At 69.7% G+C, this 14,145-nt stretch carries 17 protein-coding genes and 3 pseudogenes; 9 read left to right on the top strand and 11 right to left on the bottom strand.

The genetic code is table 11. The annotated features are described in order from the left end of the window. Positions 1–142: 142 nt before the first annotated feature. The 7 genes and pseudogenes from AB0I11_RS17195 to AB0I11_RS17165 all read left to right on the top strand — a co-directional run. Complete coding sequence (locus AB0I11_RS17195) at positions 143–334, top strand: LLM class flavin-dependent oxidoreductase (protein ID WP_357320610.1); 192 nt, start codon at positions 143–145, stop codon at positions 332–334. Next, the gene (locus tag AB0I11_RS17190) at positions 331–465 is read left to right on the top strand and encodes a hypothetical protein (RefSeq protein WP_357320607.1); all 135 of its coding nucleotides are present in this window, start codon (positions 331–333) and stop codon (positions 463–465) included. Before AB0I11_RS17195 ends, AB0I11_RS17190 begins: the two co-directional genes overlap by 4 nt. A gap of 88 nt (positions 466–553) precedes the next feature. After that, positions 554–727 (top strand): hypothetical protein, encoded by a 174-nt coding sequence (locus AB0I11_RS17185; protein ID WP_357320604.1) that lies wholly within the window; start codon positions 554–556, stop codon positions 725–727. A gap of 92 nt (positions 728–819) precedes the next feature. Next, positions 820–1,443, top strand: a complete 624-nt coding sequence (locus AB0I11_RS17180) for an NAD(P)-binding domain-containing protein (RefSeq protein ID WP_357320601.1) — start codon at positions 820–822, stop codon at positions 1,441–1,443. Positions 1,444–1,511: 68 nt separating this feature from the next. Beyond that, complete coding sequence (locus AB0I11_RS17175; RefSeq protein WP_357320598.1) at positions 1,512–2,456, top strand: SDR family oxidoreductase; 945 nt, start codon at positions 1,512–1,514, stop codon at positions 2,454–2,456. Positions 2,457–2,526: 70 nt separating this feature from the next. Beyond that, entirely contained in the window at positions 2,527–3,195 is a 669-nt protein-coding gene (locus AB0I11_RS17170; protein ID WP_357320595.1) for an NAD(P)-binding domain-containing protein, read from the top strand. Between the two features lie 483 nt (positions 3,196–3,678). Beyond that, positions 3,679–3,981: pseudogene (locus AB0I11_RS17165) on the top strand (ABC transporter permease); the annotation flags it as partial. A 72-nt stretch (positions 3,982–4,053) separates the two neighbouring features. Here the strand turns inward: AB0I11_RS17165 and AB0I11_RS17160 are convergent. From AB0I11_RS17160 to AB0I11_RS17110, 11 genes and pseudogenes are all read right to left on the bottom strand, one after another. After that, the gene (locus tag AB0I11_RS17160; protein WP_357320592.1) at positions 4,054–4,710 is read right to left on the bottom strand and encodes a response regulator transcription factor; all 657 of its coding nucleotides are present in this window, start codon (positions 4,708–4,710) and stop codon (positions 4,054–4,056) included. Then, on the bottom strand, positions 4,707–5,882 hold the full coding sequence (locus AB0I11_RS17155) for a histidine kinase (protein ID WP_357320589.1): 1,176 nt from the start codon (positions 5,880–5,882) through the stop codon (positions 4,707–4,709). Before AB0I11_RS17155 ends, AB0I11_RS17160 begins: the two co-directional genes overlap by 4 nt. Continuing rightward, on the bottom strand, positions 5,879–6,712 hold the full coding sequence (locus AB0I11_RS17150) for a type II CAAX endopeptidase family protein (RefSeq protein ID WP_357320587.1): 834 nt from the start codon (positions 6,710–6,712) through the stop codon (positions 5,879–5,881). The genes AB0I11_RS17155 and AB0I11_RS17150 overlap by 4 nt, the downstream gene beginning before the upstream one ends. Positions 6,713–7,055: 343 nt before the next feature. Continuing rightward, complete coding sequence (locus tag AB0I11_RS17145) at positions 7,056–7,331, bottom strand: hypothetical protein (protein WP_357320585.1); 276 nt, start codon at positions 7,329–7,331, stop codon at positions 7,056–7,058. A 68-nt stretch (positions 7,332–7,399) separates the two neighbouring features. Next, entirely contained in the window at positions 7,400–8,185 is a 786-nt protein-coding gene (locus AB0I11_RS17140) for a helix-turn-helix domain-containing protein (protein ID WP_357320583.1), read from the bottom strand. A gap of 218 nt (positions 8,186–8,403) precedes the next feature. Next, a complete protein-coding gene (locus AB0I11_RS17135; RefSeq protein WP_357320581.1) occupies positions 8,404–8,862 on the bottom strand; it encodes a hypothetical protein in 459 nt (152 codons plus the stop codon). After that, complete coding sequence (locus tag AB0I11_RS17130; RefSeq protein ID WP_357320580.1) at positions 8,859–10,211, bottom strand: multicopper oxidase domain-containing protein; 1,353 nt, start codon at positions 10,209–10,211, stop codon at positions 8,859–8,861. The genes AB0I11_RS17135 and AB0I11_RS17130 overlap by 4 nt, the downstream gene beginning before the upstream one ends. Before the next feature lie 186 nt (positions 10,212–10,397). Next, positions 10,398–11,450 (bottom strand): copper oxidase, encoded by a 1,053-nt coding sequence (locus AB0I11_RS17125; RefSeq protein WP_357320578.1) that lies wholly within the window; start codon positions 11,448–11,450, stop codon positions 10,398–10,400. 57 nt (positions 11,451–11,507) lie between these two features. Next, positions 11,508–11,738: pseudogene (locus AB0I11_RS17120) on the bottom strand (hypothetical protein); the annotation flags it as partial. 434 nt (positions 11,739–12,172) lie between these two features. Further along, positions 12,173–12,394, bottom strand: a complete 222-nt coding sequence (locus AB0I11_RS17115) for a hypothetical protein (RefSeq protein ID WP_357320849.1) — start codon at positions 12,392–12,394, stop codon at positions 12,173–12,175. Between the two features lie 18 nt (positions 12,395–12,412). Beyond that, positions 12,413–12,586, bottom strand: a pseudogene (locus tag AB0I11_RS17110) (XRE family transcriptional regulator); the annotation flags it as partial. Positions 12,587–12,685: 99 nt separating this feature from the next. On the opposite strand from AB0I11_RS17110, the gene AB0I11_RS17105 reads away from it, so the two are divergent. Beyond that, a complete protein-coding gene (locus tag AB0I11_RS17105; protein WP_357320575.1) occupies positions 12,686–13,198 on the top strand; it encodes a DinB family protein in 513 nt (170 codons plus the stop codon). 386 nt (positions 13,199–13,584) lie between these two features. Then, a complete protein-coding gene (locus AB0I11_RS17100; RefSeq protein ID WP_357320572.1) occupies positions 13,585–13,830 on the top strand; it encodes a DUF397 domain-containing protein in 246 nt (81 codons plus the stop codon). Positions 13,831–14,145: the final 315 nt, after the last annotated feature.

Genomic DNA, 14,145 nt, shown 5'->3' with positions numbered 1-14,145 from the left:
ACAGTGGCGAAGGAATTCGCCCGAGGAGGCTCAACGCAATGCAGCTCGGTTTCGTGATTCCTGTTGTCGGCCCGCCGTCAGCGACGCCCCCGCCCTGAGCGCTTTCGTCCGCGGACTCGAGGATCTGGACCGAGGGCCGCAGATGACCCGCTTCCTCGATCCGATGCTGCTGTTGACCGTCGCTGCGGCGGCGACCAGCCGGGTGCGCCTGAACACCAGCACGCTCAGCACGTTCTACTACGAGCCGCCGCACCTGGCCCGGCAGCTGACCACGCTCGACGTGCTCAGCGGCGGACGCCTTGGCGTCGGAGTCGAGGTGGGGTGGGGTGGATGAAGCAGGAGTACGACGTGGCCCGCAACGCGGACTGGAGCCGGCGCGGCAGGATGCTCGATGACATGCTGGCGTTCCTGCAGGCGTGGTGGACGACCAGTCCCGTGTCCTGGGACAGCTGCGTCGATCAGTAGTCAGGACGAGGGTGCCGGCCGCCTGTGGTCGATCGCGCGTCGAGCGGCGCAGGACGCCGGTCGCGATCCCGACGCACTCAAGACGGCCGTGCGGATCAACCTCGATCCGGGCAAGTCCGTGGACTCGGTCGCGGACCAGCTGAAGCGGTACGCCGAGTTCGGTGTTGATGAGGCGTACTTCGATGCCTTCGCGATGTTCACCAGCCTTGACCAGCTGCTCGACTTCGCCGGCGAGGTGATCGCGCGTACCGGCCGGTTGTGACCACCTAAGAAGCGACCAGCCAATAAACGACCACCTAAGAAACGACGGACGGGCAAGCCGTTCGATTCAGACCAGAGGAAAGAGTATTCATCATGAGCAGCATCAGTTTCATCGGCCTGGGGGCCATGGCCCACGCCATCGCCTCACGCGCGGTATCGCGCGGCCACTCCGTCCAACTCATCGGCCGCGACCTGGCCAAGGCCAAAGGCCTTGCCGCCGAGCTCGGCGTCGGGGCCACGGCGGGGTCCTTCGGCGCCGTCCCGGTGGGCGACATCGTCGTCCTCGCCGTGCCGTACGCCAGCGCCGTGCCGGTCATCGCCCAGTACGGGGATGCCTTGGCCGGCAAGGTCATCATCGACATCTCCAACACCTTCAACGCCGACGCCACCGGGCTTGTCACTCCTGAGGGCACGTCCGGCGCGCAGGAGATCGTCAAGGCGGCCCCGGCGAGCGCGCACGTCGTGAAGGCGTTCAACACCGTCTTCGGCCACGTCCTGGTCCAGGAGCGTCCGTTGGACGTGTTCTTCGCCGGAGACGACGCACGGGCCAAGGCGAGCGTGTCGGCGTTCATCGAGAGCCTCGGGCTGCGTCCCCTCGATGTCGGCGGCCTGGAGATGGCCCGCTGGCTGGAAGGGGTCGGGCCGCTGCTGATGGGCCTGGCCCGGAACGGCGCGGGGACCTTCGACGTCGCTCTCGGCGTCGACTTCCCCCGCTGAGCCCACCCCGGCTGAGCCCACCCCGCACCACCAACGCCTCCCCCGCATCACTCACAAGGAGTAGTACCGTGCGCGTCTTCGTCACTGGCGGGACCGGCCATTCCGGTTCGTACATCATCCCGGAGCTCGTCACCGCCGGGCACGAGGTCACCGGCCTGGCCCGCTCGGACACCGCAGCGGCGGCGCTATCCGCGCTCGGCGCGAAGGTACGCCGCGGCGACCTCCAGGACCTCGAGGGGCTCAAGGAGGCTGCTGCGGACTCCGACGGCGTCATCCACGTCGCGCACCGGCAGGACCTGCTCCCGTCCGGCGGGGTGGCCGCCGTCGCCGCCGCGGAGCTTCCGGTCATGCTCGCGTACGGCGAGGCTCTCGCGGGGACCGGAAAGCCGCTGGTCGCGGCGGGGAGCATCGGCTCGCCCGGCAGCGGGAGGGACCTGGGCCGTCCGAGCACCGAGGACGACCTGGCCCTTCCCGTCGGCGACGAGCACAAGGGCACCCTGCGGGCCCGTAACGTCGTGGAGGCCGCCGTCATCGGGCTCGCCGAGCAGAACGTGCGGTCCTCGGTCGTGCGGATCGCCAACATCGCGCACAGCACGACCGACCAGGGGGGCTTCCTCCCCACCCTGATCGCGCTCGCGAAGGAGAGGGGCTTCGCCGGCTACCCCGGAGACGGCGAGAACCGGTGGAACGCCGTGCACGCCCGTGACGCCGCCTCCTTGTTCCGCCTGGCGCTGGAGAAGGGCCCGGCTGGCAGCTACTGGCACGCGGTCGAGGACGGAGGCATCCCGTTCCGCGAGATCGCCGAGGCCATCGGCAGCCGCCTGGGCGTGCCCGCCGCGAGCGTCCCCCTGGACGAGCTGATGCTGCCGGGATACTTCGGGTTCCTCACGAACGTCGCCACGCAGAGCTACCCGACGTCCAACCTCATCACCCGCCGCACCCTCGGCTGGGAACCCGCTCAGCCCCGCCTCCTCGCCGATCTGGACAACGGCCACTACTTCTCCGCTACCTGACAGCAGGAACCCCCATCGAAACGCGTCCGGCATGACAAGGACAAGGCCCTACTGGAAGGACATCGAGAACATGACAACCGTGGGGTTCATCGGAAGCGGATCCATCGGCAGCATCATCGCGCGGCTCGCCGTCGCGGCCGGCCACCAGGTCGTGCTCAGCAACTCACGCGGTCCCGAGACGCTCGCGAACACGGTCGCGGAACTGGGGCCGCGGGCCTCCGCGGCGACGCGCGAGGAAGCCGCGGCGGCCGGTGGCATCGTCGTGGTCACGGTGCCGGTCACGGCTTTCCCCGACGTCCCCGCCGCGCCGCTGGCGGGGAAGACGGTCATCGACAGCTGCAACTACGGCCCCGATCGTGACGGGCATATCCCCGAGCTCGACGGCACGTCGCTCACCTCGAGCGAGCTGCTGCTGCGGTACGCCCCGGACGCCGAGCTCGTCAAGGCGTTCAACACCATCTATTTCAAGCACCTGCTCTCACTCGCCCGCCCGGCGGGGGTGGCCGACCGCTCATACCTGCCGATCGCCGGCGACTCCGCACCCGCGAAGGCAGCGGTGACCGACTTCATCGCCTCCATCGGGTACGGCGTGGTGGACGCGGGACCGCTGGCCGACAGTTGGCGGCAGGCGACGGGCACGCCTGTGTGGGGAACCCCGTACGGGCCGCCCTCGAACGAGAAGGGCCAACCAGCCGGCGCGGACGCCATCCGCGCGGCACTGGCCACCGCAACGCGATAACCGCAAGCTGGCGCGGGCCGCAGTATGACCCTGGCCGTGTTGTGGCCCCGTCCGCTGACCCACGGCTGGCCCAGCACCTTCCTGGAGCTCGCCGACCTCGGCCGGCGTCTCGCGGAACCGTCGAAGCACGGTCGTGACCCGGCCGACGCGTTCACGGTCATCGTTCCCTCGCTGCCTGGTATGCGTTCTCACCGCAGCGTCCGACCCTCCCGCCCGGGCACCAGACGCACGAGATCTGGCACCGGCTCATGAGCGTCGAGCTCGGCTTCGACCGGTACGCAGCCCACGCGGCGACCTTGGCGCCGGAATCACCTCGCGCCTCGAAGAAGCCAATCAGGATGCGCTGGTGGGTATCCATCTGCTCGCCGTCGCCGCACCCCAGGAGTACGACCCGGCGAGCCTCACCCCGGACGAACAGGCCTACCTCGATCAGGTCGCCCCTGGAGCGCCGAGGACGGCGGCTACCAGCACCAGCAGAGCACCCGCGAGTCCGCGACCCTGCGGGCCATCGGCCTGAGCAGGGAACAGCTACCCGGCATGCTCGCCGTCGAGGGCGTGCTCATCGCCGGCGTCGGCCCGATCCTCGGCATCGTGCTCGGGCTCGTGTTCGGCTGGGCCGGCGCGGTTACGGCGCTGTCCCTCGTGGGCGACGTGCGGTACACCGTCCCGTGGACGGACCTCGCGGCGGTCCTGGCCATCGCCCTCCTCGCTGGGCTCCTCGCCTCGGTGCTACCGGCGCGGGCCGCGGCCCGCACCTCACCCGTGGCAGCGCTTGGGGCGGAGTGACGACCGCCCGTCGCTGACGCTGACGGCGACGCCCGTGCACAGCCTGGGCACGGGCGTCGCCGTGCGCCACCCTCAGGTCACCAGCCCGTTGCGGTAGGCGTAGACCACCGCCTGCACGCGGTCGCGCAGACCGAGCTTGGCCAGGAGGCGCGACACGTACGTCTTGACCGTCTCCTGGCTGATCACCAGGGCCGCGGCGATCTCGCCGTTCGACAGGCCGTCGGCGATCAGACGCAGCACCTCCAGCTCGCGCCGGGTCAGCGCCGTGTCGCCGGGGGCGCCCTCGGTGGGCCGGATCCGCGTCGCGTACCTGCCGACGAGCTGCCTGGTCACCTCGGGCGCCAGCAGCGCCGCCCCGGAGGCGACCGTGCGGATGCCGTTCAGCAGCTGCGCCGCCGGGGCGTCCTTGAGCAGGAACCCGCTCGCCCCGGCGCGCAGCGCCTCGTAGACGTACTCGTCCAGGTTGAACGTGGTCACCACGAGCACCTTGACGGGACGCGCTACCCCGGCGCCGGCCAGCAGGCGGGTCGCCTCGATACCGTCGAGCACCGGCATCCGGACGTCCATCACCACGACGTCCGGGTTCAGTCGCCCAGCGAGGTCGACGGCGGCCCGCCCGTCCTCGCACTCGCCGACCACCTCGAGGTCGGGCTGGGCGTCGATGATCGTCGCGAACCCGGTGCGGATCAGCGCCTGGTCGTCGCACACCAGGACCCGGATCGCACTCACGACCGGCTCCCGGTGGGGATGCGCGCCAGGACGACGAATCCGCCGTCGGCCCCGCGGTCCGCGCTGAACTCGCCACCCAGGGCTTCCACCCTTCCCCGCAGCCCGACGAGCCCCCGACCGCTCCCGCCGGGAGACCGCGGGCGGGCGCCGGCGAGGGCCTGCTCAGGTCCGGTCCCGGCAGTGCTGATCTGCACGGTGATCTCCCGTTCGTCGTAGCGCACGCCGACCGCCGTCGGGCTGCCGTGGGCGTGCTTGAGGGCGTTGGTCAGGGACTCCTGCACCACCCGGTGGGCGACCAGCTCGGCGCTCCCGGCGGATTCCGACTGCGTGCCCTCCTCGGTGAGCTCTACCGGCTGCCCGGCCTGACGGGCCTGCTCGACGAGCGTGTGCAGGTCCCGGAGGAACGGTGCCCGGGCCGCGCCGTCGTGGCCCGGGTCGAGCAGGTCCAGGAGGTTTCGGAGGTCGCCGATCGCCCGCCGGCCCGTGTCGGTGACCGCATTCAGTGTCTCGTCGAGACGATCGGGGGCGCCTGTCAGGTACCTGGCAGCCTCCGTCTGCACGACCATCGCCGTCACGTGGTGCGTCACGACGTCGTGCAGCTCGCGGGCGATCCGCGTGCGTTCCGCGGTGCGGGTCTCCTCGGCGACCCGGAGGCGCCGTTCGGTCTCGGCGACCCGGGTGGAGCGCAGCCAGGAGCCGACGGCCCACACGAGGACCAGCGCCAGGTAGAACGTCAGGTACCCGCCCGCCCGCTCGGCACCGCCGACCAGGTCGATCGCGAGCGCCAGCACCACATAGGCACCCGAGAGGAGGATCGCGACCGTGCGGCGACGGTGTTCCAGGTAGGCACCCGCGCTCAGCAGCGCGATAGCGAGCCCGGCGCCCGCGAGCGTGTGGTAACCCCGGAGCTGGTCGAGGGCGAAGCCGAGGAACACCAGGACGACGCAGGCGGCCGGCCACCGCCGGCGAACGGCGAGCGGGAAGCACTGAAGGACGATCGCCACGACGGCCAGCGCGTCGAAGGGACGGGTCGGCAGCGCGCCGACCTCCGTCCCCAGCCCGTGCAACGCCGGCACGATCGATGCGACCGCCGGCAGCAACGCGAGCGGCAGGTCCCGGACCGTGACATCGAGCTGCCGCCACCGGTCCAGGACCCGCCGGAGAGCGATCACCGGGAGAGCCTAGCGGCCACGTCCGCCCGGGCCGAGCGACGGACGGGGACCACGTGACCACGCCGGTAGGCGAGCCACATGAACACGCCGGTGGCCAGCACGCCGAACCCCACCGCGTAGATACTGGCCTCCGGTCCGAAGTCGCCGCCCGTGACCAGCACGGGACCCGAGATCGTCGCGTCCAGCAGGCCCTGCGCGGTGTTGCTGCCGGACACCTCGGTGCTGAAGATGGCGCTCGCGGCGATGTTCCAGCCGAAGTGCAGACCGATCGGCACCCACAGCTTGCGGGTGGCGATGTACGCGGCGGTCAGCATCCCGCCTGCCTCGATGGCGATAGCGACGGCACCCAACAGGGTCGCGTTCGCGTTGGCCAGGTGGATCAGGCCGAACAGCGAGCCGGTCAGCGCGAGCGCGATCCAGGTTCCGGTCCAGCGCTCGATGTTGCGGAACAGGACACCGCGGAAGACCAGTTCCTCGGCCACAGCGGCACCCGCCATGATCCCGAGCAGGCTGACGGCGCTCGCCGGCGAGCCCAGGCCGTTGATCGTGTAGTCACCGAAGAAGGCGATGTTCGCGATAACTGCCCCGAACAGCGCAATGCCGAGCAGCGTGCCCCAGCTGATCCCGGCACCTGCTCCCTTCAGCGACACCTCGAGGGGGGCCCGGTGCTCGGTTCGCCGCACCACCCAGCCGTAGACCAGGACCCCGACGACGGCCGTCAGCAGGCCGACGACGAGCGCCAGCCAGGGGGTGTCCTTCACCGCCGCCGTGCCCAGATTGCCGAGGACCCAGACCGCCGCAACCGCCAAGAGCTGCCATACCAGACGCACGATGACTCCTTTGAGAAGCCGCGGCGGAAGCGTCGCGGGGTACCCCGAACGCTATGGATTTACCCGCCCAAAGTAGTCACCGCGCGGTGGACATTCGCAGGTAGCTCGCACGGGGGACCGACTGGGCTGCACCGGGCAGCACGGCCCGAACGTCAGCAGACGTACTGGCTCGGCGTCGACGACGAGCAGTTCTGCGACCCATACGCGGACCACTAGCCTCGGCCCTTCGTCAAGGGCGGGCCACAGGGTGGGCACGGAACAAAGAAGCGCCTTCTGATCAGGAAAAATGGGACTTGTCGAAGGTCCCATGTTCCTGTCACGGAAGGCGCTTGCTGGGTGAAGGCTACCGCAACACGGTGCCTTCGGGCATGGCTCGAACCCGGTCCACCGCGGCCGCCCACGCCCGTTCGAGCGCCGCCCACACCGTGCGCAGGCCAACGGGATCCGCGGCATGCCTCAGCTCGCGGCCCGGAAGCCGCCGGTTGAGTTCGGCCTCGACGAGCGGCGCGACGTCGATACCGTTGATCAGCAGTGCACCGTCGCGGTAGCGGCTGATCGTCGCCATGTTCGACCCGAACACGTTGAGCTCCCACTCCGGCGGCCGCTCTGCCAGCGCCACCGATGCGACAGGCGGCCCTGATGCCGTCATCCTGCCTGACGGGTCCGACGACCTTGCCCGCTTCGTCCTCAAGGCGGGCCCGGGCGGCCGGCTCCGCCGTCCGGGTGACCGTCCTGACCACCTTCGACCTGGCCGGCCCGGCCTGACCGTCGCCGGCTGGCTCGCCCGCTCGTGACCGGTGAGAGGGTCGTGCCGGCCGGGTCGACCGGCAAGCGCGGGGCGCGAGCCAGATAAGCCAGGCACAGGGATGGTTGCACAAACGGTTCCAGCCGGTCGGCGGCCAACGGCGCCCGTATCTCCGCGAGCACCCCTCGCATCAGGCCCAGGTGCAACGAGCACACCACCTCACGGTGTTGCTCGGCGATTTCACGGAACGGGCAGTGCCGCAACGGGATCACCGGATCCGCCGCGCCCTCTGCCGCACCGGGCGCGAACCCGGCATCGGCCAGCACGGTGGAAAGGCGACGCACTGCCTCTGCCGCATCGATCCGCTGCGACGGCGCCGGCCGGTCTGCCAGATAGCGGCCCCATGCCTCGCCGGCTGTCACCGCGGCCCGGTCAGGCTCGGGCAGCGTGTCGGCGACGACGCTGGTCAACATCTCGGCCAGCAGCCGATAGTTGCGCTGCCCGGCCGGGACCTGGCTGACGAGCGCGCGATACACGATCCGGGGACGACCAGGCATGCTGCGGTCCTCGGCCTCCCGCGCGGCAAGACCCGCATCGACCAGCCCGTCCAGGTGAAAGCGGGCGGTGTTCCGATGCAGCCCGCTACGCTCCGCAACATCCTGCACCGCGACCGGCTCGGCCGCCGCCCGCAGCACCTCCAGAACCCGACTGCGGCTCGCACCCAGCACGGTAGCCGGATCCGAGTCAGTCAACGGCTGCCCTAGCACACAGCGAGTTTAGCCGAATCTACTAGTAGAAATCACGTGGCGGAGGACACACCGCGACCCGCCGGCATCGGCGCGGCCAGGCCAGGCCGCCCTTCGGGCTTCGGGCGATCCATGGGTCGACACGGGCGGCGACAGCACCGGGGGCCGCGGAGGTGGTCCGCGGCCCCCGGTGCTGTCGGTCAGCTGGGCCGTCGGCGGATCGCACCCCACAGCATCGCGACCGCGACGGTGAGGGCCACCCCCTCGGCGAGAACGCAGAGCGTGTCGATGACACCAACCGCCTCAGGTTCGCCCGTCTCCGGGCCGAAGGGAAGGCCGGCCGTGCGGCTGACCGCCCACAGGGCGATCGCGGCGGCGTTGACCACCACACCGAGGCTGACCAGCCACGGACGTCGGACGGTCCAGACCGCGGCGGCCCAGATCAGCTGGAACGCCCCGATCAGCGTGAAGAACACCCCATAACCGACCCACTCGCTCCGGTGCTCCGGTACCACGCCGTAGTGGATCAGGCCAGCCAGCACGGAGCAGCCGGCGGCGATGGCAAGCAGCGCGGTGTTCCGCACTGCCGAGACCGTGCCGGCCGGGGCGGCCGGAGAAGTTGCGCCGGTGGTTACGGTGGCGTCGGTCGTGGCGGTCACTTGTTGTCTCCTACCTGGAAGATGCCGAGCGCGCCGCGGGACATGTTCATCATCTTGTGCGTGATGAATGGGTACGTCCCCGCGTCGGGCAGGGTGAACTCGACGAAGCCACCCTGGGTGGGCAGCAGGTCGAGGGTCTGCGATCCGCCTTGCTCCGCGTTGCCGGGCTGCAACCGGTACGCGCCTTCCTTCCACACCGTGTCGAAGATCGTGCCGACGACATGGAAGGCCATGTTCTGGTTGGGGCCGGCGTTGTCGAGCCATACCCGGACGCGCGCACCGGGAGCGACCTTGATCGGGGCGAAGGCGTACTGGTTGTAGTACCCGTTGAAGACGACCGCGTCGTCCGTGCCCGCCATCATCTTCTTCAGGTCACCGGGCTGGCCCAGCGGTCCGAGGTTCAACTCGGACTGGACGAGAACGATCTCTTTGTCCACCTTGGGGAGGTTCGGCGGGTCGACGACCACGGCGCCGTACATGCCGTTGCCCATGTGGTAGATCATCGGGTCGGCCCCGCAGTGGTAGGTGAAGATGCCGGCGAACTGGGCCTTGAACTGGTAGTCCAGCGACTCGCCGGGCTTGATCGTCCGCATCTGGATGTTGGGCGCCACCTTCGAGGCATGGAAGTCGATGGAGTGCTCCATCGTGCCGTCGTTGACGAGGCGGACGTTGAACACGTCGCCGACCTTGCCGTGCAGGACCGGCCCGGGAGCGGTGCCGTTGTACGTCCACCGGACCTGCTTGACGCCCGGCGCGACCTCCATGGTCTTCTCCTGGACGTGCAGCGTGACGTTGTGCGTCGTGCCGCCCTCGACGGGCTGGAGCGTCGGGTCGACCGGCTTCCAGTCGGCGGACGGCTTGGCGCTGGCGTCGATCGTCGCGTCGTTGCCCCCACCGGCGGTGTCCGCGGCGCCGCCCGTCGCGGCCTGCGCCTGCTCACCCTCGACATTGATCGCCAGCAGCATGCCGGCGTCCTTGTGGCCCGACACCAGGCACCACGCCTGGGTCGACTTGCTGATCACGCCCCAGTGGACGGTCGATGACTTGCCCGGGTCGAGCAACGGGGTGTCCACGCCCTCCAGCGAGAGGGTGTGCTGCTGATTGCCCTTGTTGGTGACGTTGACCGTCACATCGGCCCCGCGCGGCACGCTGATCGAGGCGGGCTTGACGTACATGTCGCCCAGTTCGATGTCGAAGCTGAGCTTCTTGCCGACGCCCGGGGCGGACTCGCCCGCGGTCGCGGCGGACATCGCTCCCGAGGCGGACAGGTCCAGGGCGCTGTGCGGCTGCGCGAGCCCGACAAAGACGAATCCGATGAGTAGGCCCAGCGCGACACCGCTGGTGAGCATCGGGAACAGGTCGCCGAGCCATGCCGCGGCCCTGCTGCGACCGGTCGGGTTCGAAGACGGTGGGTCCGGGAAGTTTGGTACCGGGGGACTTGATGAGTTGAGGGGCACGGCAGGAACCTCCAAGTCGCATGACATGCCACAGCGGGGATGGTGGAAGCTGGTCTCCGAGCGAGGGTCCCTGCCCGGTCAGGAGATGCGCATCAAGGTGAACAGGCCGAACATCCCCTGCGATCCTTCGGAGTGCGGGAAGATGTGGCAGTGGAACGCCCAGGCGCCCTTGGCGTTGGCGTGCACCAGGACGGTGTAGCGCTCGCCGGGCGACACCGGGACGGTGTCGGCCGTGTACGGCGCGGGCAACGGGAACCCGTCCTTGGCGATCACCAGTTGGTCCACCCCGTGCAGGTGCATCGGGTGCTCCATGGTGCCGACGTTGATGTACGTGATCTCGACCCAGTCGCCGAGGTGCGCATCGATCGGCTTGGTGGCGGGGAACGACTTCCCGTTGATCGTCATGCCGACGGTGCCGGCGTCCTGCACCTGCATCAGCACGACCTGGCTCGGCTTGATGTTGTTCGGCGTCGGGATGTCACCCACCTCGATGCCGCCGTACAGACCGCTGGTCACCTGCTTGGTGCCGTTGTGGTGCGAGTGGTACCAGGTGACCATCGGGCGCGTCGCGTCCCAGGTGTACGTGAAGCTCTTGCCCGGTTGGATCGGGTCCTGGGTCACGTCGGGCACGCCATCCATGTTGTTGGGCAGCTGGATGCCGTGCCAGTGCACGCTGGTCGACTCGGGGAGGTGGTTCTCGACCACGATCTTGACCTTGTCGCCGACGTTCACGTGGATCGTCGGGCCCGGTACCGTTCCGTTGAATGCGAAGGCGTCGACAATCTTGCCCGGCTCGACCTCCCACTTCGTCGGCGCGGCGGTGAGGTGGAACTCCTTGGTCCCGTCGGCGAGCACGGTGGGCGCGAGGTCCTTGCCACCTTCGCCCTTGGTGGCGGCCGGGAACGACTTGTCCCGCTTGGCCATCTGCTCGTCCATGGTCTTCCAGTCCACCGCTGCGCCGTGGTCCGATTCCGACGTCGAGGGCGACGTGGTCGCGCTGCCGTGGGCATCGTGGGCGTCGTGGGCGTCGGTGGTCCCGGCCGGGACCGATGCCCCGGCCGGGGCGAGCCAGACGGGGACCGCGAGGGCGGTTGCGAAGGCCACCGCCATCGTCAGAAGCTGCTTTCTCAACATGACACCCTCTCTGGGGGCGCTTAAAAACTAGTCCACTAGTTTTTACTACCATCGTTAGTAAAAGTGAATGGGACGGTCGCCACACGAAAACCCGACGGCCAACACGTCGCGTACTCGCGGCGGTAGCGCTGGCGACCCTGCCGTGCGCACCGAGCTGCGCCGGACCGTGCGCGGCACGGCGCGGCCACCGCAGCTCGCCCGCGCCTGCTGGCTGGTCGCCCACTCCACCTGCCAACACGGGTACGGGATGAGCCTCGCCCACCCGACGCACATGCCGTCGAGACCTCACCGATGCACGCTGTCGGGGTACTCGTTGGAGTGCAGAGCTGCGTACAGCTGATCTTGCAGAGGTTGCTACTCAAGATCGCGACCGCGGCGCACGCAGTGCCTACCCGCTGCAGTCGCATGGCCCAGAAAGGCTCTACCGCGCCGCTTCCGCTCCTCGCCGCTGCGCGGCTGCGGTGCGGGTCGGCTTGGTCCCGATTTGCTGCAGCACGCTCACGGCACCCGGGCGGATCAGGCGAGCCTGTCCGCGAGGACGCACTCCACGCCCACTGGACCGAGTAGGGCACGGTCAGTGATCGCACTTGATGAACGTCGATGGCCTGGCTGATCTTCTCGGATTCGGGTGGGTACGGCGATCTCTGCACATTCAGCCGTACGCGCCTGTGCACTTGAACCTGTACGCCGACACACGCCAAGGATCTGCTGCTCCTGGTTCACCGCTCCTCCCCCGCCGGCCAGTGGTCACGGCTGATTGGGAAGCGGTGGCGGGCAGGCCGGTTGCTCCCCGCCGGAGCCGTCGGCACGGTCTGCGTCGGCCCGCGGTGCCACCGGTCCCCGCGCAACCGCTCAGCCTGGTCGAGCAGCCGCCGCTGCGCCGCTGCCTGCTCGCGCGCCTGGTACCGCTGCCCCGTGGCCGGGGGTGGCGGCGGGGACAGTTCGTGCCCGAGGGAGGGCTACCCGCGCACTCCGATCGCGAGAGCCAACTTCCGCGCGTCCTCTCCGACGGTGCCCGGCCGGTTCGCCAACTCCAGCGCAACCGTGCCGGCGAACGGCAGGTGTCGCACCGTGTCCACGCTTTCGCGCAGTGCCCGGCCGAGCAGGTGCGCCGCCCAACAGCTTCCGCGCCGGCTGTCCGGAACCGGCGCCGCCGATCGTCAGCTGTATCGAGTCGACCCAGCGGCAGACGCGCGATGGACGGCGCGTCACCGCGAGATGAGGAGGATCCTGTGTCACGACCAGCCATGCCGGCGGAGAACGAACTGCTCATCAAGCACCTGGACGGTCAACGCCGGCACGTGCTGGGCATCCTGGAGGGCCTCGACGAGGGCGCCCTCCGCCGGCCGGTACTGCCGTCGGGGTGGTCCTGCCTCGGCCTGGTGCGTCACCTCACCGAGAACGACGAGCGGTTCTGGTTCCGCTGCGTCGTCCACGGCGAGTCGGAGATCATCGCCACGCTGAGCCGGACCGCCAACGCCTGGCAGGTCGACCCCGACGTCCCGGCCGCCGTGGTGCTGGACCGCTACCGGCAGGAGATCGACCACGCCAACGCCGTCATCGCCGCCACCCCGCTGGACGCCGGGCCGGCCTGGTGGCCGCCGGACCAGTTCGGCGACTGGCGGCTGGACAGCGTGCGGGAGGTGCTCCTGCACATGATCAGCGAGACCGCCTGCCACGCCGGCCACCTGGACGCGGTCCGGGAACTCATCGACGGCCGGACCTGGCTGGTCAACTCCGCGTAACCTCAGCGCCCTCGCCGCGACTTGGCCGACAACGCCGACCAGGCTCCGCCAACGGGGTCGGCCTGGCGCGCCGGCGGAACGGCTGTCGACAGCAACGTCGCCGGACGGCAGCACGCTGACGAGCGCGGGCAGGACGAAGCTGCGAGCGTGCAGCCGTTGCCGGACGCGTGCGGACGGGACGCACAGGGCTTGTAAGCGGGAGGTCCAGGGCGGGAGGGGTGAAGGAGCGGCCGTCACGGGGGAACGGCCGCTCTGTCGCGAGAGCCTATTGGATGCGGTGCGGCGATGCAGGGCCAGGGTGACGCCGCCAGGTAGCTAACCACGCTTCTCACCAGGGGTTGCGGCCCTCCTTGTGACGCCTTACTCGGCTCTGTCGCTTGAACGGGATGGCCGACCATCTGTTGTGGTGCCGGCCTATACGTGCCGTCCAACCGACCGAAGGAGAAATCCGTATGCAGTGGATTCGCCCGAACCGATGCGATAACTCTGGCCCGAACTGTCTCGAGGTTGCCGTCACACCCGACGGAGGCCGGGTGCTGCGGAACTCCCAGCGGCCGGAGGTCACGATCAGGGTTGATGCGCAGGAGTGGTCGACCTTCGTCGACTCTGTGAAGGCTGGCCAGAGCCTCTGAGCGGATGGGTGGCGGGGCGGCCCGGGGACTCATGGAAGACGGGCCGCTCCTCCATCTTGCAGAATTAGAGCGCCCTGGCGGGACGGCAGTCGAAGCCCAGCCCGACATACCCCAATCCCAGCGGCCGACCCGCCTGCCAGCCAACCGCCCGTGCGTCTCACGAGAGCGGCCACAGTGCTCTGGGCGATGTCATCGATGCTCGGGCGCGGCCGGTTGGCGTGGCTGAGGCGGTGGCAGGCTCACGGTGTCGGGGTCGGCGTCTTCCTCGGTGGGGGCGTTGTGGGTGAGGTGTAGCGCGGTGAGGATCGGCGGGGT

The organism is Micromonospora sp. NPDC050495 (assembly GCF_040655175.1).
Taxonomy (GTDB): domain Bacteria; phylum Actinomycetota; class Actinomycetes; order Mycobacteriales; family Micromonosporaceae; genus Micromonospora.
This window is presented reverse-complemented; position numbering and strand designations above follow the sequence as displayed.

Excerpts from the sequence above, each read along its gene's own strand:
- AB0I11_RS17195 (WP_357320610.1), top strand. The coding sequence starts at position 143 with ATGACCCGCTTCCTCGATCCGATGCTGCTGTTGACCGTCGCTGCGGCG.
- AB0I11_RS17100 (WP_357320572.1), top strand. The coding sequence starts at position 13,585 with ATGGCCGACCATCTGTTGTGGTGCCGGCCTATACGTGCCGTCCAACCG.
- AB0I11_RS17170 (WP_357320595.1), top strand. The coding sequence starts at position 2,527 with ATGACAACCGTGGGGTTCATCGGAAGCGGATCCATCGGCAGCATCATC.
- AB0I11_RS17130 (WP_357320580.1), bottom strand. The coding sequence starts at position 10,211 with ATGCTCACCAGCGGTGTCGCGCTGGGCCTACTCATCGGATTCGTCTTT.
- AB0I11_RS17190 (WP_357320607.1), top strand. The coding sequence starts at position 331 with ATGAAGCAGGAGTACGACGTGGCCCGCAACGCGGACTGGAGCCGGCGC.
- AB0I11_RS17180 (WP_357320601.1), top strand. The coding sequence starts at position 820 with ATGAGCAGCATCAGTTTCATCGGCCTGGGGGCCATGGCCCACGCCATC.